The organism is Ahniella affigens (assembly GCF_003015185.1).
In the GTDB taxonomy this organism is placed as follows: Bacteria; Pseudomonadota; Gammaproteobacteria; order Xanthomonadales; family Ahniellaceae; genus Ahniella; species Ahniella affigens.
In genome coordinates this window covers 1,616,578-1,635,086 of record NZ_CP027860.1, presented here as the reverse complement: position 1 = coordinate 1,635,086, position 18,509 = coordinate 1,616,578, and the positions used below count along the sequence as shown (strand labels likewise).

The window sequence follows — 18,509 nt, the reverse complement described above, 5'->3', positions numbered from 1 at the left end:
AGGGTCTGAATAAGTCTATCCTGGGCTTTCAGACCCGCAATGTAACCGGCCCATCGCCTGCCCCGACGAAGGCCGGGGGCCGGACTCAGCACACCAGTATCAAGCACTTGCGTGATCGATTCTCGGCGCGTCGGCCATGACTCGCATCGACTCTGAACTAGGCCAGAGTCTCCCTAGTTGGAAGGCGCAGTCACGTCACCCTTGGCGCGCTTGTCAATGTCGCGCCGTTCTTTTCGCGACAGCTTGCTCTTGCAAAGCTTCACCAGTGAGGGTGCTTGTGGGTTCATTGCGACATCGACCTGACTCGCCCAAAAATAGCACTCGCCATAGTCCAGTGGGACACCATGGCCCCGCACGTACATTTGCGCCAGACCCCACTTGCCGTGATCGTTGCCAAGGTCAGCCGCCCGTCTGTACCAAGAAGCCGCAAGCTCGTTGTTCTTGGGAACACCATCCCCTATGCCATAGAGTGCACCCAAGTTTGACATGGCGGATGCGTCTCCAAGCTCTGCAGCTGACTCGAGCAACGCCTTCGCTTTCAGGGAATCATGTGGCACACCCGTCCCGTGCAAGTAATAGAAGGCCAGCCTCACCATCGACGCTGTATGCTGTTGCGACGCTGCCGCCTGGGCCCAACGGGCAGCCTGGGTTTGATCAACCTTCACGAACAACCCGATCTCATACATCTGTGCAAGGGTGGCTTGTCCTTCGGCGTAACCCGCGTTGGCAGACGCAGCGATATACGCGACCCCCTCACTGTTGTTCTCCGCATCCGAGTCGCCCCATAAGAGTTGCCGACCACGCTGATAATCACTGGCGGGACTTTGGAGCACTTGGGTGTGACAGTAGCCAGACAGCACCAGTGAGCAGATCAAAGCCAGAAACCGTGCCGTCATGGATAAGCCTCCCAACGCAGCGTAAACGAGCAGCGCCATGAGACGCCGAGGGCAACACATAAACTGGTGCGCGGTCGGACTGAACGCAGAGCCAGTGCGCTGTACCTCGCCTGCCCCACTGACATCTGTCGCGACCCGGACTGCAACCCGAAGTATGTCTGAATCATCATAGATTTGAACCTCGTGAATTGGGACCGGCATGCCTGATTGTAGTGTGACCGAGATGCGGAGCGCCTTGATTTCAAGCGCAAACTCGTCAAGGCGAGAAAGGGTACCTTCGTTGACGCATGTCGTCCAAGTACGAAAGAGCGAACGATGCTCCACATACTCCGGAGACGGCTGAAAATGGCCTAAGGAGGGTCTGAACAAGTCCATCCTGGACTTTCAGACCCGCAATGAGTCCGGCACGTGTCCGGACTCATTGCTCCAGAAGCAAGCATCCAATCCCGACGATTTCCATCTCAGCGTTCAAACGCTTGAGCCCAACGCGCGGCCCGCCCGAAGCATCGACGCGTTGCGCCCCACTGGTCCGCGTAGGGCCAGTCGTGGCCGCATCAGACGACACCCAATCCCGACGACCGACTCGACCGCAGGGTCAGGCGTCATGCTGGTCAGCACAGCGACACCAGCGCATGGCGCTAGGCGGACTGAGTGACCAAGACTCGTAGAGCGGATTGAACCACAAGCACAGGTTGCTGCCCTTGTATTCTGAAAAGCGGAATGAGAATGATGCCACAGGCTTGCCTACTTGCCTGATCTTGACACGGTGACTGGACGCCAACGTTAGCGCTGCGACCAACACCGGCTTTTCGTGCAATACGGATACGGGCGCTCCACCGTCGAACGAAACGGTGAATTCATACGGCACGGGACTGGCAGTATCGTTTGCCATGGACTTGGTTCCCGCTGTCGCAACGGGTACAGAAGCGATGCACACCGAACCGCTCTCCTCAGCAGCGGCATGGAGCCCGAGCAAGGCGATAACTAGTCCGAATCCAACAAATCGGAACATGCTGTTGAACTCCCCAAATTTGGCCCTACCGCGAGGCGGCTTCGGCCTGGATGAATTGTTAGGCTGCTTCACCGCCACCAACGATGCTCCGGTGGATACTCGGCCTTGGCCTCTGCATCTGCTGGCCCATGGCACTTGATCTCCCAAGCCTCTTCAAGGCTCAGGATGCGGACACCGCACATCCGGAGATCGCAGGTGCGCGGCTGCGACCCATCGATGAGCGAAATACCCCATACCTGCCCGTCGCCCTTACCGATACAGAGGCACGGATGGTAGGCACAATCCTCGTAGATCTCGCCGGGCGAGATGATGAGGTCTCCAGATTCGTCGAGCTTCGCCATACAGCCAATCACCTTGTTTGGCGGCTCTGGGCCGCATTGGTTGGACGACACGTACGCAGTCCCCTGCGTCCGCTGCAACAAACAATTGGACTTCGTCGCATTAGATCTGACGAAGTCCCTTACGCGCGAAGAGCTCGTGTAGCGCTTCGGTCACGGCAGGGTCGACTGCTCGCTTTGGAATACTGACAAGCGGGAGCTTGCCCGCGAACAGGTAGATACCCAACCGCGAGCTCACATAGCAGTCCACGATTTGCCACTGAAGCTTGTTGTCGAAAGCAGGGCCAACGAATGTCATCTGCTCGTCAGAGAACTCGTAGCGATGCGGTCCGAGCAATGCGGGCGATCGCCCGAACAAGACAAAAGGCATCAGCAGCATGCCGGCCGTGAATAGGGGAGGAACCGCGACAAATATCGCAATGGTCAAGACGGATACGGCTTTGCCCTGAGCGAGGGCGATGCAGCTCACGATTGCCGCGATCCAGGGAAGCGCAATGAAGAAAAGCGCGCCAATTGCGGCGATCACAGGACGTGCGCGCAGCCCGGCCAGGCTGGCAGCCACCAGGTCGGCGCGACGGGGCGTAAAGTGGACCACAATTGCCATAGGGAAGCCTAACGTACGAATCAAGCAGCAGCCGACCGCCAACGGTCGATGGGCCAACTTTAGCCGGCTTTCCGCTCAATTGCGTGCTTTGACTGGACATCCACGCGCATGGCTGTCGATGTAGCCGCAGAGCCACACCACCTGCATCGCAATAGGCAGTTCCTTCGGATTTGCCTGATTCCACATGCGATTCAGTGACGTGAGCGGGGCGATGGCAGTCAGCATTCTGTGCAGAGAATCCGCGCCAGTGACGGGTTGAGAGACCTGCCGCCGACATCAAGCGTTGAACGCATCGTCTGGTGGAACTGGCGGTACGTCAAGCGGGTCGCGCGCAACCAACGTGATTCCTTTCTTAAGTTCGAGAAAATCTGGATCCACATGACATGAGACAAAGAAACCCGGACAGTCGATTCCGACTCGAAAAATGCCCCCAAAGTCGATCTCTGGATTCTCGGGCGAGACGCCGGGAAGGTAGGCAACCCGGCCAATGCGTCTTCGGAACATAACCCGCAGGCTGACGCGATCTCCGAGCTCAACCGGATCTTCAGAACCGAAGTACCGGACGCGGTTAAGTGCCTGGAAGGATTTGAGAACTGCGGCCTGGGACCGCTCGAACGGTGAGCGCCACCCATTCCGGGTAGCGACTTGCTCGAGTGGGCCGCCCGCTGCAAAAAGGAGCGCGACATGCCGAAGATGCGGAAAACGGCCCCTATGGTAGTGCCATAGCGGCTCCACCAGTTCCTTGAGCGGCTGCTGTGTCGTGAGGTAGATCGTCCCCGAGACGTCCTGCGGCTTCGACTCAAGGATGTCGACGACGCGCTTGACCGCTTCTACGAGAGTGTCGCGTTGACTCATGTTCATCCGGGTCGCCAAGCGTCCAGTATGCACCGCGAGCGGCGCATGCTTCAACACCATTGACCGATTCAGGCTGCAGACTCCTGCAGCCTGCGCACAAACCTGCGCCAGAACCTAGCCGCCCTGATCGAGGGCAGATTAATCTGGAATCGAATGTTCAACGCAAGGTGGGATCGAACGGCAAAACAAACTCGCCGCTCACCTGCGACTGATGCTCAGCCTCATCGATGTACAGTGGCTCATATTGATTGATCAGCCACTTGGTCAACTGCGAGGTATAGGCTGGGAATCTGAGATCACCACTCTGCCCGCCTGGGTAGATTTGCTCGGCATGAATCAGCGGCGTCATTTCGCCAACGAATCGGCGCGCCGGGCCAGAGCTAAACATGAAGTCGTTCAGGGTGTCGGCACGCGCACTATGACTGGACGCGTCGACACTTTCATACCCGCCCGCACGAGCGAATCCTGGCAGATTCTCTGCAACATTTTGATAGCCGTGAACCCCTTGCCCTGGGATATCAAACGGCCCATGCAGGGGATGCTCAAAGACGATCCGATGCAACTTGCCCCAACGGTAATCGTTGAGCTGAGTCGACTTGGCAAATGCCGGGGCGAACTCATCGCTAGCAAGCAGGGTCAACGCGTCTGCCATGGCCTTCAGCAATAGGAAGTCACGCGCCGACTCGGCATTGGGGGCATTGATGACTTGAAAGAAGTTCAAACCTGAAGCACCCACTCCGTGTCGGGTTGGAAACGTATCCAGCAATCGTTTGAATGCCACATAGGCTTCACTGCTACCCGGCAAATGGCTCTCAAGCCCGACCTCCGTCAGCGTGCGGTCGATCGTGCCACGGATGGCTTGCCCGCGCCAAACCGCAAACAGCGTTGCCGCCACTGAGTGCGCGATCTCGGTATCGGTCGGTGGCGCGCCCTCAGGGGTATCACCTGGGTCGTATCCAATCTCGATGCCCGTCGGCGTCGAAAAGTCCCACGCCGCGATTCGATCCACCGATTCCTTGACACGGGGGTTCTCGGCCAGGGCTTTTAATTCCGGCCAGTTGGACTGCAGCGCATTGTGATATGCGGCAATCAAGAATGGCGAGACGAGTTCGGCATCCAGCATCTGGTTGTTCGCCTGTGTCGCCTTGATGTCATCCAGCGTGACCTTCTCCGGGCGCGCCAACAGCGATTGCATCATTCGGTCAATACGACCTTGACGCAGCGACGAGTAGCCAAAGTTCAAGTAGTACAGGCCCCCGCCTTCGCGCAATTGGTTGAAGGCGTTGTTGTCGAGCGTGTTGCCGACTGGGTCGTTGTTGGCATTCGCCAAATATCCGGAAGCCGGGTTGACATCTTGCGGCATTTCAGATGATTTCAGAATTTCGAACGGGACGGCCTGGTTGGGCTGCGGATTCACCACCGACAGCCACTCGTTCTTGCGAGCGCCAGTGCCATCGCGAAGAATAAACGGTGGCGTGCCATCAATGATGTTGGCTTGCAGATCTTCGCGAACCGGCATCTCAGCAGAAGTGTAATAAGCAATCGTGCCGTCACGTCCGGCATAGGCGAAGTTCTGCGAACCAACGTCAAAATAGTCCAGTGCGTCCCGGAACTCGTTCAGATTGGTTGCCCGATTGATGCGGCGAATCGCATCCAGCTCAAAGGTCGGACCCCAGCCGGTGTACTGCACCGACACGCCACTATCGTTATTGATGCTCAGGACCGGGCCGTTGTTCCGCCGCGGCACGGTGATCGTGACGCCACCATTGGTGAAGCCGATCGAATTCGTCCGCGCCACATTGTCGTTGACGCCATCAAGTTGATTCAGAAAGTAGCTCTGAAAGGTCCACGTCACCGGCTCGGGCCGACCTTGAAAGATCGTATGGGTGGGGAGCCCAAACGTGTTCAAGACAAACCGTTCCTGATAAGCGTCAGTGACATCCAAAGGATTGGTGGTCAGCCCCCAGCAAAACGCCTCGGTGCAGCCCAGCAGAATGTTTGGCGTACCAGGCGGCGCCAGGCCTGACACATTCATCGGCTGCGGATAGCGCGGGTCACGAGAGATGATGTGCGCTTGATGCATGACCGCCGGCAGCCCTAAAGACAAATGCGGGTCATTGGCGAGAATCGGGCTGCCACTGGCCGTCTTGCTGCCATGAATCATCCACCAATTGCTGCCCGCACGGTTTTCGCGCGGCCGCAAATGCGGCGCAATGACCGGATTGTTGCTGACGCTGTCTTTGAGCTTCTGAGCCAATGCCACGGTCTCGGTGTCCAGCATCGGCATCGATTCCCAGAACGGTGCCGCGTCGACCTTTGCCGCTGTGGTGCCATCGGGAGCCGTGATCGATACTCGGTCATCGAATGGTTGCACGCGATGCGTGTCTTCGAAGAACAAGGCCGAGCCGTTGAACCCGCTCGCTGCACCGGCTCGCTGATAGGCGCCCAAACGAATCGTGTAGTCGACATCGAGATCGAAGCTCAACTGAAATGCCAGGATCTTGCCGATCACGATCGAGTCGACTGGGGTCCAAGGCTCGGCCCGGGTCAACTCCAGCACCGAGTATTCTGGAGGCAGTTGCCCAGGCCGCAACCAGTTGTTGACCCCATCCGTGTACGCCTTGAGCACGCCGCGCATCTCGTCGTTCATGCCCGACCAAGTCGCCTGTGCAGCGCGGCGCAAACCCAGGGTCCGCAACTGCACATCGCTGGCCAATGCCGATGCACCAACGAGCTCACCCAAGGTGCCACTCGCCGTACGTCGCAATACATCCATTTGGAAGAAGCGGTCGCGGGCATGAACGTACCCGAGCATGTAGGCGGCGTCATAGTCGTTCTGTGCCTGAATCAACGGGATCTGACCCGCCGAGAAGCTGACCAACCCCGGCTCGCGCATACCCGGTGCCGCGATCGGCGTTGTCGCAGACGCGATGCTGGTGACAACAGCCAGCGCCAGCGCCGACAGCGCAAAATGGTTACGTCTTGGTTTCAATCGAGCGACTTGCATGTCATGCCTCCGAATTTGGTCCCCGCAAACGGGTCGACAACGTTACGCGCCCCCGAAGCCGATTCGATCGGACCAAGCCGGGAGATGAATTTGATCAAGCGCATTTCCGCTTGACCACATTGGGTATCTCGTAACCACCTACCGCCGTCAATCAATCAGGACTAGAGTGGTTCAGCGTCCGTGCAGCAAGAAAATCCGATCTTGAATCCATACGAAAGTCGCAACGGCGCTGCTTGCAGCGTCGCGATCTTGTGTGCATTGACTCGATGTGCCGAGTGCGCTCCAGGCGACGACCTACCGAACACCCATCAGGCTCCCGCATTCAATCTCAAGCCTGCGGCTTCAAATTTTGCGTTCCAACCACGGTAGCAAATGGTCGATGGCGACTTGGGCGTGAGGCCGAGGTTTTCGGAAGCGATCGACATTTCCGCTGTGCGGCCGCTTACTACATACTCAGCGCCCCCGACCCGTATGTTATCGGTGACCTGTGCCAGCGCGAGCGATTGACGCGAGAACAGTGCGGGTTTGGCGAGATCACGTGCCTCAGGGAGCCTTTGAAGACGTTCAGAGGCTCCCCAGCACATCGTTCTTGGAATTGCGGCGACGTCAAGGTAAGTGCTACGCCAAGGGCATCTTGCAAATTCGACTGGCGCTCGACGTTATCGAGCTATTGGACGGGGCGTTATCGCAATACCAAGTTGGGGCCACAACGCGTGACAGCCAGAAACGCACTTGGCCTCCCAGCGCGACATGATCCAACTGACGACCTCTGCGAGGCCTAGCGTTCGACATGAGCGGCAGCGGCACATCGCAGCTTGCTGCCGGTCTGCTCGATGGCGGGGTGAGACGTCATTCGAGCGCTGCTCGTTGAGGATTTCGTTGCTGCACTTCCGCATTCCCCTTGCGCTCCGCGCCGCCCATGGCGCAGTAGCGTGCTTGAGGCGTTCGCAACGCGCAGCGAGGCTGCGGACCGCGGTATCGGCCAAGCGTCCGCTCGTGGGTACGCGTCAATGAATAGTCATGCAACTGTCTTGGACTCCGCATCGGGCCAAATGCACAGAAACCAATACACCAGCATGGCACACGGGCCACCGAAGAAGAAAAGAATCGCCCAAAGGGCTTTGTAGCTGTCTGGTGTAGCTCTTGATCTGAACAGATGAACGATATAGAAAACCAGCAACCCAAGCGACCACACCATAACCAGCAAGTGTGCCACAAACATCAAACCGAAATTCTCTTGGGTAAACGGCATCTCACTACCTGGACTGAGAATGCTCAACATCATGAAGGCGATGAAAGCCACGACATAGAGCACTGGCAGCGCCGTTGCGATCAGAAACATGATTTTCACTGACGCAGATCTCATTCAGTCACCTATCCTATGAACTCGGCGGCAGCCGGCCGGAGACGGTTGTATCGGTCAAGCTTATAGCCGGATGTGCAGTTGCGGAACAGTCGGTCTGGAGATCCGCGCACTTCGACGTTGGGCTGGTGGCGAGCCCACGTCGCACGCAACAGCAGGTGCGTTGCCTTGCCTTTGGCCCATTGCAAGCGTCATCCGTTTGCTTGGGCGTGGCGTCCGATGCCCAAACGCAAATTACCCGGCTCGGATCGCCACGGGAAACCAGCGCAATGCCTGCAACACATGACCACTGCCAATGTGCCGGACTCATTGCTCCAGAATCAAGCACTTGCGTGCTCGATTCTGGGCGGGCCATCCATGGCGCGCATCGCCTCTGAACTTGTTCAGAGGCTCCTTAGCATCTTAGTCCTCACCCCTCCGCTCGAACGAGGGGTTAGGCAGTAGAACCGCGGCTGACGCCCTGCTTCGCTCAAAGGCCGCGCAAACCTCTGCACGCACAGCGGCGTAGGTCGAGCTATCGGCAGTACGCGGATCGAGCCCTTCGGCATGGAACACGGCGTCGGTGAACTTCACGACAGACTTGGGCGGGCAATGTACTAACCGGGCATGCCAAAGAGGCGGCAGACAAAAACCGTACTTCACACACAGCGTACCGAGCAACGCCTCGGCCTCTGTGACGTTGATCATGTCGCCCTCTACAGGTTGACCGGCTATGCCCACTGTCGTCACGCCTCGCGTCCGAGTAAAGCGACAGCCGGCAACGAGCAGTTGCATGCGCCACGTACAGGTCCGGTCATCCGACTTACTGCAGGGCTAAGCGTTGTGGTCGGCATGCGAGATCCCGTGGCTTTAACTTTCACTGTCGTGAAACTTCGAGATATCGGATTGGAGTAGACCGTAGCCTTCGACCTACATAGCTTGACCGTCGCAGTCCATGCGGGGCTGCTGTCACAGTTTCCTGTCCTTCGGTGCATGTCAAGGTAGTTGTCGCGTCGTTACTTCGGCACTTCGTGTTTAGGCTCTTGTAGCCGGCCGCACCTCCGAGCCGCGTTCGAACTGGGCACCAGAGTCGACGGGCGCTAGAAGGCGCCCTTTTAGTCGCCTCTGGCGCTCGCGCTGACTGGTGAGCACGGCGTCATTGTTCGCGGCGAGACGCATTGATGCCGTCTTCATGCTGCTGCCCGCTGTGCTGCTTGGCTTTGCGATAGCGCCGGCACCTTCGCATCGCGTTCGGGATTCAGCGCGACTTTGCTGATGTGCGACCAGTCCCGTGTATTGCCGGACCAGCGCGCCGGATTCGAGCGTTTGGCCTGTTCGTAGACCTCTTTGCGTGCCGCAAGAATGGTTACATCTTCGCCAGCGTGGCGCTGTGCCGGGGTGACATAGCGGATGCCGCTGTGGCGGTGATCGTGGTTGTACCAGCGCACGAACTGACTTGCCCAGGCGCGCGCTTCCTCAAGGTTTGCGACGCCCTTGCTTGGGAACTCTGGACGGTACTTGGCGGTGCGGAACAGTGACTCGACAAAGGCGTTGTCGTCGCTCACGCGCGGGCGCGAGTACGAGGGTTTCACGCCAAGCCATTGCAGCATGGCCAAGACCGTGGTCGCTTTTAGCGTCGAACCATTATCGCCATGCAAGACCGGCTTGGTGGTGTGTGTTGCGATGCCTTCAGCCAAGGCAGTCCGTCGAACCAGATGTGCGGCGTAGTCGGCGTCATCGTTGGCATGCACTTCCCAGCCTACAATTTTGCGGCTGTAAAGATCCAGGATCAGATACAGGTAGAACCACTGGCCTTGGACATCGGCCGGCAAATAGGTCATGTCCCAGCACCAAACTTGGCCTGGTGCCGTGGCGATGTGCGTGGTTGGTGGGCGACGTGGCGACGACGCCTTGGCTCGGCCCCGATGTGCCATTTGCTGATGCGCATGCAAGACGCGGTAGAACGTCGACTCGCTGGCCACGTACACGCCTTCGTCCGCCAACTGAGGCACGATGCGCGCGGGTGGTAGATCAGCGAACCGCGGCTCATTGGCGACGCGCAGCACCAACTCGCGCTGATCAGCCGTCAATGCCTGAGGCAGCGTCGGCCGTTCTGCGTTGATGCGGCCATCCGCGGGGATCGGCACATCGCTGTTTGGCCGCATCTTCTTCCAACGCTGCAGCGTTCGGATGTCGATTCCAACGATCTCGCAGACAGCATGCAAACGAGCGCCTTTCGTGTGCGCTGCCTGAATGTCCTGGACCAGGGCTTGGCGATCCTCGAAGTCGATCATTCGACCTCGCCCTTGTTGAAGATCGCCGCCACTTTTTTTGATAGCACCAGTAACGCCGCTGTCTCCGCCAGTGCGCGTTCCTTCCGCGCCAGATCTCGCTCAAGCTCCTTGATCCGCTTCCGGTCCGCGCGCGTCGCTTGTGGGCTCGCTCGCGCTTCATCAGGCGATGCCAACGCCGTCATCGCATTGCTGCGCCACTGCTCCAGATCCGTCACATACACGCCCTGAGACCGGCACCAAGCCGCCTTGTCGGCTTCATTCATCGCTGCCGTCACGATCACGGCTTCCAACCTCGCTGCAGCCGTCCACGAGCGCACCATCGCCGGTTTCGCTTGCGCGTCCTTCAACCACCGCTCAAGTGTCGAAACCGACACGCCGACCGCCTCCGAAACCACCTCAATCGAACTGCTCTCCGGCGGCAACAATCTGGCCACTGCTCTGTCTTTGAATCCTTGTCCGTATCTGGCCACTGCTCATCTTCCTATCGCCCCAGGGGTTGGGAATTCTATCGAGGCGACAACTAGTCTGACGTAGGGGGCCTTAGCTCGATGTATCGAGGCATGCTCATACCCTAGACCTCACGGGCAAAAAACGCAGAGCGACGCAATAAGTCGCGTCGGCAGCGTTGCGTGGCCTGCGCGAAAAGCCGGTTCCACGGTCGGCTTGAAAGCACAGCTATTGCTCTTTGCGACCAACGCATTCAAACACGTTTTCGGGTGTGAAGACACCGCTGCGCGTCTCGCAGCTGAACGAAGAAACGGCCGGATGAGCCCGCCACGAACCCCCGCCGTGTCGATCCGAATCACCGACAACCAGGAACATCTTCCCAGAAGCGTCAACCGCGACCCCTTTGTACAAAATCGAGTCTATCCCAAGATCTCTTCCATAGAGCCGAAATGCCTTTCCAGCTGCCATTGCCCCATTTGCGCACGCCACTTCCACGTTTCCGTCTTCACCCCGTCCGAAGCTACCGCAATCTTCCGACTCAGCGCCGGACAGTAGCTCGAGTCGGTCACGAAATTCCGTCACCATCTTCTCATACGCCTTTTGTTTTGAGACAGAGGCACAGGCACAGATTTGGATTGACAAGAATGTGAGCAATGCAATTCGCAAGTTCAACATAGAAATCTGACGCCTTGTTAAGTCGCCGCTTGTGCGCGGACTAACAGCTCTCGGAAGTATAGCCTGCACAGTTGGCTTGAACACATATTTAGTAGTCCCGCGAACGAGACATTGGAACATACGGCTCTCAGCCGAGATGCGCGTGCATGAGACGCTTCGCCTCCATCCATGGCCCCACAATGCAAGACCATATGAGAGTCGCTGAGCCAGACAGCAATCGGCAGGCTCCGTGGTTTGATGCCGCAAAGAACGTTAGTCCATCTTGCTCTTGCCATAGTTCGTAGCGCTCGCAGCTTGTCATTGTGGCTGAAATCAACAGTTGGACATGATCGGTGGCTCTAAGGCTTTGCCGGCAAGCTGTCCGCTCGATGGCTTGGTTGGCCTCGATTCGCTACGCCACTTTGTTCAAGCGTGTGGCGAAACAGATCGCCCAGAGTGAGATCGTCGTTCCACAGCATTTCGAGCCTCTGCCTGTAATGCCGCTCAAAATCAAGCGCCAGTGTTTCAAGTTCCATTGCGTCGGGCTGCAGGCGGCTTGGATACTGTGCCCTATAGATATTCAGAACCTGGTCCGCTGGCGATAGCTTGAGTCTCTCGCACTCGTCGAATGCAAACGCCGACACAAAGACTGAAAGAAACTCCCGGACTTGCTGCTTCGTTGCCAAAGGGAATGCTTTCCGCCAGCCGCGGCCCTGGCATGAACGCTCCCGATACTCACGCGGCAGACGACCGCCATGAAAATAGGCCAACGTAGCGACTGCCGCGATGCCCAGAATCAAGATGACTAGCGATATTCTCATGCTCTATGTGACGCCCATGGTCTGAATTGAGCCGCGCCAAAGGCGTCGGCCGGAACAATTACTTTGGGCGCTCTCGCACTCGCCATACAGCCCAGAAGACCAGCGCCCCAATCAAGCCATGCATTGCGAACCAGAGAACGCTCTCGCCGTATGTTAGCCAGGCGTAGGTGGTGGGAACACCATCTACATACGTGGCGACAAACTTGCCATGCAATGTGTGCCCCGCAGAATACCCATCGATTGTGCGTGGCCAGGAAAATGCAGCCAGCATTCCTCCAAGCAGCGCGCCCGAAACTCCGAGCGACACCCAGCCCACGCGCTTTATTCGACGGAGAATCAGGAAGACTGGAATCCCGAAAATCAAAACAACTGAAGCGGCAACAACAATTATAACAAGAAGCACAGACCCGAACCCGCGCAGTGACCCCGAGGAACCAACGAAGTCAGGCAACAGGCGAAGCAGAACGATGAGCGGTTGGACCAAAACTGCAGCGAGTCCTGCAAGCCAGATGTTCATTGCACCCTAACGATTGAATTGAGCGGCGGCCGCCCGCGAAAGTCTGGATATGCAAAGTATACGCCCGGCGGCCCGCTTGAATGAACCGTTTGGCGACAAATCCACGCACAACAGACTTGGAACCACAGACTGCCCCGATGACATCCCCTCGATTAAGGTGTTAGACAGCGTACTCAACATAGCGGTGATCTTCGCCTGCAAGCTCCTCTTCAATGATCAAGGAGATGGTCGACCAGTCGCCACCGGCAAGACCCGCGCCAAGCTTTGGATACCCGATGCGTTTGCCTGAGAAGCGCTGCTTCACCAAACGCATAGCGCTACGGATCGCCTCGTAGTCTGCCTTGACGCCCGACCCCCGCCAATGAAACTGCGTGTATGCGTTGACGATGGTGAAGCTGAAACTTGGTCGATGGATCTGGGCGACCGAAATGGTTCCAAGCTTTGCTTGTAAACCCTTGAGCGTGGCTTGGTCAGCCTCATACGCCTCCGGGAACTCGCTCTTGATTGCCAGTGCAATGCCCTTCCCCATTTGGCATTGGCAGTTGCAGCCATGAATGACGACATCGAATTGACCTGCTCTGGCCAACTGCAGGAGATCGCCACGAACTGTTGAAAGTGACATGAGCAGCGCCTATCCTCTGAATTGAGCGGCAGCCGGCCGCGAATGAATGGCCGCGCAAAGTATACGCCCGACTGTCCGTTTGAATGCACAGTTAGTCTGCAATTCTGCGCGCATTTCACTTGAAATAAAGGCAAATCCACGGTGCATGCTTTGCCAAGGCGCCCTGCATCAATCCTGACGGCCCGCAAACCCCATGGAAGGGCTAGGCATCGGCGCTTGCACGGTTTTGGAGATCATTGATAGTTCCATAAATGTCGCCGTTGTCACTCACCACCAGGGCTTCATGGTCAAGTGGGACGGGTAAGCTCGAAATGCCGCAAAGGAACTGGCTCAGGGACTCGCATGGCCTAGCCAATGCTTCTTCTTGGCAATAGACAACTATCAATTGAAACCGGTCGACTGACCGAACTACTCGGCCGCGAAGAAATCCCCCGTAATTTGGCTCGTCATCGATGATCCACTCGTAGCCTCGGGGCACATTCCGCCGGTGCGCGTCCTTAGCGTCGAAGAGCCGCCCGTCCGGGAAGATCCAAAACACAAACTCAGGTGCGGCGTGAGTGAAATTCTTGATGGCAGTACGCCGACCACGAAAGCGCTCACCAAGAAACTCAAATCGACTAGCGGCGACGTCGCGAGTGATCGATCCGGTAGTGATCATGCCCAGCTTGTCTCCGATGTCTAACGAGGCTGTGGAAAAAGTGGTCTAGATCTTGCCTTTTTTTGGTGATTGAGCGCAAGGGAGTCGGCAGCGGCACGTCACAAGTATGTCGACATGAGCCCGCGTTTCTTGCCGGTGGTGCTGGAAGATCAGCTGGTGCCGGGTTCGTTTGCCCATGCGACGTACCATCTGGTGGATGTATTGGACTTGTCTGGATTCGACCGGCACTTCCGGAACGACCAGACCAATGCGACTGCACATGCGCCGTCGATGCTATTGAAGGCAGTGCTGCTGGCCTACTCGCAAGGAATCGTCAGCGCTTGCGCCATTGAACGGGCGTGCTGCGACAACGCCTCTTTCATCGCGATCACCGGCGACGCCAAGCCGCACTTCACGATGATGGCCGACTTCGTCACTCGCTCGCGTGATGCGATCGCGTCGGTGTCCGCGCAGCTTCTGATGATTGTCGGCAAGGATGGATTGATCAGCCAAGAGATGTTCGCCATCGATGGCGTGAGGTTTCCCGCCAACGGAACGAAGTACCGCTCCGGCACACGAGCCGAGTTTCTGGCGAAAGCCGAGCAGCTTGAACGTGTCTCGAAGCAGATGCTGGACCGACATCGTCAGAACGATGATTCCCGGCGCGACGGCGCGGAAGACGAGGTCGCCGAACCGATTGCGCGGATGACACAGGAAGCGACTCGGATGCGCGGTTGGCTGAATGCCCATCCCGCCGATCGCGACGGGGCACGCGGTTCGATTCGGAAGTTGAATCTGCCAGGCAACGAGTCGACCGAGCATTAGACTCCGCGCGCAACTTTCGGCCTGCTCGGATTGTGCACTGCGCGCTCAGTGCTTCCGCAAGCCGGACACGACGACGGTGCGCCCAGTCGCGGTGCTCAGCAGGAAGCCGGCGGCGACCCACACGCAGACGATGCGCGAGCGCATCGATAGTGATCGAGGTCAGCAGGAATACAGCCGGTGCTTCGCCACCGTCGAACCAGAGTTCGGCAATCTCCGTCACAACAAGGAGCTTGCCCGACTCAACCTTCGCGGCCAGCGAAAGGTCAATGAGCAATGGAATCGATACGTCCTGGTGCACAACAACTAGAAGTGGGCGAAGCCCAGAAAGGCGCCGTGAGGTCGACTCAAGACACTGCAAATTCCGCCTGAGCGCGCACGGAAGTACTGGCGGAGTCACGATCATCAAGTGGATCTGGACCGCATGCGACACAGCCTATCGCCGCAACGATGCAGCGAGAGGCCTCGTGAGCGCTCGCCGGTCGCACAAATGGATTCTTCTACAACCTCAACGCCGAAACTAAGCAGACCAATCAATCGTGCAGCGATTGATTGGTCTGCTTGAGTGAACCCTTCGGTCTCTAGTCGACCACGCAAATCTCACTTTGCATCCAAGTACTTGCGTGAAACCACAGGCCGTCCCTGTAATCAAATTGGTGGCCACTGAATCCGCAGCCGTGAGCATCTCTCGTAAATGCGCAAGCGGCCAGCTCAGAATCATGCCTGGCATACCAAATAAGACCTACAGTAGCGGCGCTAAACCGGACATTCGCAAGAATCGCTTCGTCCTCACTTGGTGCGCGCGACCGGGTCCAACCAGGGCCCATCAGACGCATTCCCGAATCGCAATGATCTGCTTGCACGTCGTTGGGCGCACGTGAGAGATCTAGCATAGATGCGCAGGAAGGCAAGAGCGCCAGAGTGCATAGAAGAATAAGAGAACGCATAGGAACCTAACGAGGTTGTTTAACAAGTCTAAACAGTGGTCGAGCGGACATTTCTGGGGGTGCCTTTACGCCTACCGATGTGGCGATCGTTGAATGCTGCCGTTCCAGTGCGGTCACGTTTCAGTACTCCCTATGAAATTCGAAATCGAATGACTCTTTCTACAGCCTCCACGTCTGAATTAAGCGTCTGCCCGACGCGAATGGTTGACTTGCCCAAGTATACCTCCGGCAATCTGCTTGAATGCGCAGTTGGACTCGAGATCCACATGCATTGTCCTTGAAACTACGGCGAGGCCACTCCACATGCCACCCGAAGAAGCCTGCCGCACGTTCGACCGCTGGTAGTCGTCATCCCGCACTTGGACCGGGCGTCAACGGAGTGCGACGTTGGCACCACAACGAATGACCGTCGGAAAGACTCGTAGCGTCACACCACGGGACGATCCAGGTGCTTGCTGTTGCTGGGCCTAACGTTTGAGTTAATCCGCAGACAGACGCTCGCATTGCCAGCACTAGGCCGACGGGGACAGCGACGGGTTAGGCGCGCTGCCACTCATGCGCTCGAACTCCAAACTCCTCATGGACGACGCACTGTGCATCGGCTTGGAATTCGTCCCAAGTGTCGCTGTAAAGCGAGCCGTCCGATGACGCGTAGCACAGCAAATGGCCAAGACCTTCAATCTGCACTTCAACCGTGAATTCGACTCGCCGGGTCGGTGTGTCTAGCGGCACCACCGCATCTGCTGGAAGTCAGCGTCCATGCTGCTCCTCGCCGGAGGCGAGTACCTTGCCATGCACCACTGCGAAGACTGTGGTCTCAGGCATCAAGCGCCTAGCGTTTGACCTCAGCCCGCGGCCCGTCAGCGGGGTCGCGCCCGCAGCGAAAGGTTGGGACTCATCTCACGCTTAGCTCCACGGTCTCTTGTAGCAACTGGCTCGCCTTGGCAAGCACGGGGCCGGCCATTGAATCATTCTCCAGCACACCGAATGGCCCTTCCCCGAAGTAAAGGCCATCAGATACCAGGAACGTTATGCGAACATTGCCTGCTTTGGGCGGAGGAAGTCGCTCCTTATCCCAAGGGCCAATTGCATTCACAACGGGCTGTGCAGCGGTGAGCAACTCGTTGGCCAAGCCTTCAACAGGATTGCCTTGCCCTTCAAATATTGAAACTTTTCCCGATTGATTAAGATATCGAACGCCCCCTCCGGAAAAGGCTGCCAATACATCCAACCCATCCTCCAATGGAACCTCGACGATTACCCCGAACAGTTCCTTTTTCGGAACCTGCACGCCATTGGCCCGCAGCTTGTTATAAGCAAGCGCCCGGATGCGCCCCTCATTTGCTTGATCATCTGCGATCTTGCGAAGTGCGGCGGTATCTACCTCGTCTGCCAGAAGCACCGACCAAACCCCGTCGCTCTTCTGTGCCTCACTGCTTTGAAACAGAGCGATATCGTCGCAAAAGAGCAGGTTGTACAGAAAATTTACATGGGGCTCCGCGTAAGGCGTGTAAAGACCAGCGGCAGTGGCTGGAACTGTAGCGATTCCAATTCCCAATGCGGCTAATATCTTCGTCAGCATCTCAGATTCCCTTCGATGTCGCCAATGAGCCCAAACAACGTGTTAAGCCGCCGCCACGCTACCGTGTATGGATGATACAGGCAAGTCGATCGGCGGTCGGCTTGAACACATCGTTATACGTGGTGCCGGCACCTGAAGAGAATCCGAAGCCCGAACAGCCAGGTTGCGAGCGCCAGCATCCCGCCTGCCAGGAGCAGGTACCCAACCATGAATGATGCGGCCCCGTGCCTTCCTTACAGGAGCTCACCGGAACTAATGGAGTCAATTCCTTCGAGCAGGGACACGACTAGCAAGAGGAAGACAGCAACAGGTGGAAGTCGCCACCGGGCAGGAGACAGCAACGCAATACCACCAGAGAAGAGTAACCCACTCAACGCCTCAAGCCAATGAGCGCAAGCGGGGTCTAGCGTCAGACATCCTGAGGCAGCACATTCGCCGAAAGGCATATCGCAGATTGGGATAGCGGATGCTGCAACGATGCCGAGCGCAACACCGGCGACGGCCCTCGCAATCTCAGACACGATTGACATGAAGCGCCACCTCTAACCCAATGTTGAGCCACTACCGCGCGACGGTGTGTGGATGAATCGAGCAACTTCCTCGGCAATCAGCTTGAACGCATAGTTAGGCCTCATCGTTATACACGATCGGCCTGCTTCTTGCCAAGAAGTCTTTAAAGCTGTTGGCGACCAGGTAATACGTTCCATCTTGAAACGGCTCACGGAAGAAGATGCGACCTAACTGCTCCTGGGCCCAGCAGAGGTATAGGTATGCACCGAAGACACTGTAGCCGATGATCAGCATCCTCCGTTCCCGATCGCAACTGCACCCCGACGCATCGTTTTGAAGAATCGACTTGCCGGAATACAGACAATCGACTGTCGCGGTGGGGCCACGTGCCCAGTCGACAAGTGCGTCTATCTCAATTGACTCGACAAGGTCGTCCGACCGCTCTGTCAGGAACAATCGATAGTGCGCTGGCAACTTGAACCCAAAGGTCTTTTCGATCTCTGCAATCGCCGACAGCGTGTTCATGAGGCCTAACGTCCGATTTGAACGGCAGCCAACCGCGAACGGTTGGATGAGTCGAGTATTCTCGCGGCTATCCGTTT

16 protein-coding genes and 1 pseudogene are annotated in these 18,509 nt (G+C 57.5%); 2 read left to right on the top strand and 15 right to left on the bottom strand.

Annotation, left to right across the window (positions count from 1 at the left end; all coding sequences use genetic code 11):
* Positions 1 to 173: 173 nt before the first annotated feature.
* The 13 genes and pseudogenes from C7S18_RS06330 to C7S18_RS06265 all read right to left on the bottom strand — a co-directional run bounded on the left by C7S18_RS06330 (position 174) and on the right by C7S18_RS06265 (position 14,067).
* Positions 174 to 935 carry a tetratricopeptide repeat protein gene (locus C7S18_RS06330; protein WP_206207985.1) on the bottom strand — a complete coding sequence of 254 codons (762 nt, stop codon included), beginning with the start codon at positions 933 to 935 and terminating at the stop codon, positions 174 to 176.
* 556 nt (positions 936 to 1,491) lie between these two features.
* Complete coding sequence (locus tag C7S18_RS06325) at positions 1,492 to 1,788, bottom strand: hypothetical protein (protein ID WP_106890764.1); 297 nt, start codon at positions 1,786 to 1,788, stop codon at positions 1,492 to 1,494.
* Between the two features lie 188 nt (positions 1,789 to 1,976).
* Positions 1,977 to 2,300 (bottom strand): hypothetical protein, encoded by a 324-nt coding sequence (locus tag C7S18_RS06320; protein ID WP_146151793.1) that lies wholly within the window; start codon positions 2,298 to 2,300, stop codon positions 1,977 to 1,979.
* Positions 2,301 to 2,349: 49 nt separating this feature from the next.
* Positions 2,350 to 2,808, bottom strand: a complete 459-nt coding sequence (locus tag C7S18_RS06315) for a YcxB family protein (protein ID WP_146151792.1) — start codon at positions 2,806 to 2,808, stop codon at positions 2,350 to 2,352.
* Between the two features lie 117 nt (positions 2,809 to 2,925).
* The gene (locus tag C7S18_RS24420; RefSeq protein WP_170113145.1) at positions 2,926 to 3,075 is read right to left on the bottom strand and encodes a hypothetical protein; all 150 of its coding nucleotides are present in this window, start codon (positions 3,073 to 3,075) and stop codon (positions 2,926 to 2,928) included.
* A 51-nt stretch (positions 3,076 to 3,126) separates the two neighbouring features.
* Positions 3,127 to 3,705 (bottom strand): hypothetical protein, encoded by a 579-nt coding sequence (locus C7S18_RS06310; protein WP_146151791.1) that lies wholly within the window; start codon positions 3,703 to 3,705, stop codon positions 3,127 to 3,129.
* A gap of 157 nt (positions 3,706 to 3,862) precedes the next feature.
* Positions 3,863 to 6,712, bottom strand: coding sequence for a penicillin acylase family protein (locus tag C7S18_RS06305; RefSeq protein ID WP_106890760.1), 2,850 nt, complete (start codon positions 6,710 to 6,712; stop codon positions 3,863 to 3,865).
* A gap of 1,018 nt (positions 6,713 to 7,730) precedes the next feature.
* A complete protein-coding gene (locus C7S18_RS06300; protein ID WP_146151790.1) occupies positions 7,731 to 8,063 on the bottom strand; it encodes a hypothetical protein in 333 nt (110 codons plus the stop codon).
* Positions 8,064 to 9,244: 1,181 nt separating this feature from the next.
* Positions 9,245 to 10,818, bottom strand: a pseudogene (locus C7S18_RS06290) (IS3 family transposase).
* A gap of 990 nt (positions 10,819 to 11,808) precedes the next feature.
* Complete coding sequence (locus tag C7S18_RS06280) at positions 11,809 to 12,219, bottom strand: hypothetical protein (protein WP_206207984.1); 411 nt, start codon at positions 12,217 to 12,219, stop codon at positions 11,809 to 11,811.
* 109 nt (positions 12,220 to 12,328) lie between these two features.
* Positions 12,329 to 12,787 (bottom strand): hypothetical protein, encoded by a 459-nt coding sequence (locus C7S18_RS06275; protein WP_106890756.1) that lies wholly within the window; start codon positions 12,785 to 12,787, stop codon positions 12,329 to 12,331.
* 160 nt (positions 12,788 to 12,947) lie between these two features.
* Complete coding sequence (locus C7S18_RS06270) at positions 12,948 to 13,409, bottom strand: macro domain-containing protein (RefSeq protein ID WP_106890755.1); 462 nt, start codon at positions 13,407 to 13,409, stop codon at positions 12,948 to 12,950.
* A 202-nt stretch (positions 13,410 to 13,611) separates the two neighbouring features.
* Entirely contained in the window at positions 13,612 to 14,067 is a 456-nt protein-coding gene (locus C7S18_RS06265) for a hypothetical protein (protein WP_106890754.1), read from the bottom strand.
* 114 nt (positions 14,068 to 14,181) lie between these two features.
* Here C7S18_RS06265 and C7S18_RS06260 point away from each other — a divergent pair, with 114 nt between their 5' ends.
* On the top strand, positions 14,182 to 14,871 hold the full coding sequence (locus tag C7S18_RS06260; protein WP_240623991.1) for a transposase: 690 nt from the start codon (positions 14,182 to 14,184) through the stop codon (positions 14,869 to 14,871).
* The gene (locus C7S18_RS24865; RefSeq protein ID WP_338022146.1) at positions 14,840 to 15,178 is read left to right on the top strand and encodes a transposase; all 339 of its coding nucleotides are present in this window, start codon (positions 14,840 to 14,842) and stop codon (positions 15,176 to 15,178) included. The genes C7S18_RS06260 and C7S18_RS24865 overlap by 32 nt, the downstream gene beginning before the upstream one ends.
* A gap of 1,532 nt (positions 15,179 to 16,710) precedes the next feature.
* Here the strand turns inward: C7S18_RS24865 and C7S18_RS06250 are convergent.
* Both C7S18_RS06250 and C7S18_RS06245 read right to left on the bottom strand, forming a co-directional pair.
* Positions 16,711 to 17,397, bottom strand: coding sequence for a hypothetical protein (locus C7S18_RS06250; protein WP_106890752.1), 687 nt, complete (start codon positions 17,395 to 17,397; stop codon positions 16,711 to 16,713).
* A 624-nt stretch (positions 17,398 to 18,021) separates the two neighbouring features.
* A complete protein-coding gene (locus C7S18_RS06245; protein ID WP_106890751.1) occupies positions 18,022 to 18,432 on the bottom strand; it encodes an SMI1/KNR4 family protein in 411 nt (136 codons plus the stop codon).
* Between the last annotated feature and the right edge of the window lie 77 nt (positions 18,433 to 18,509).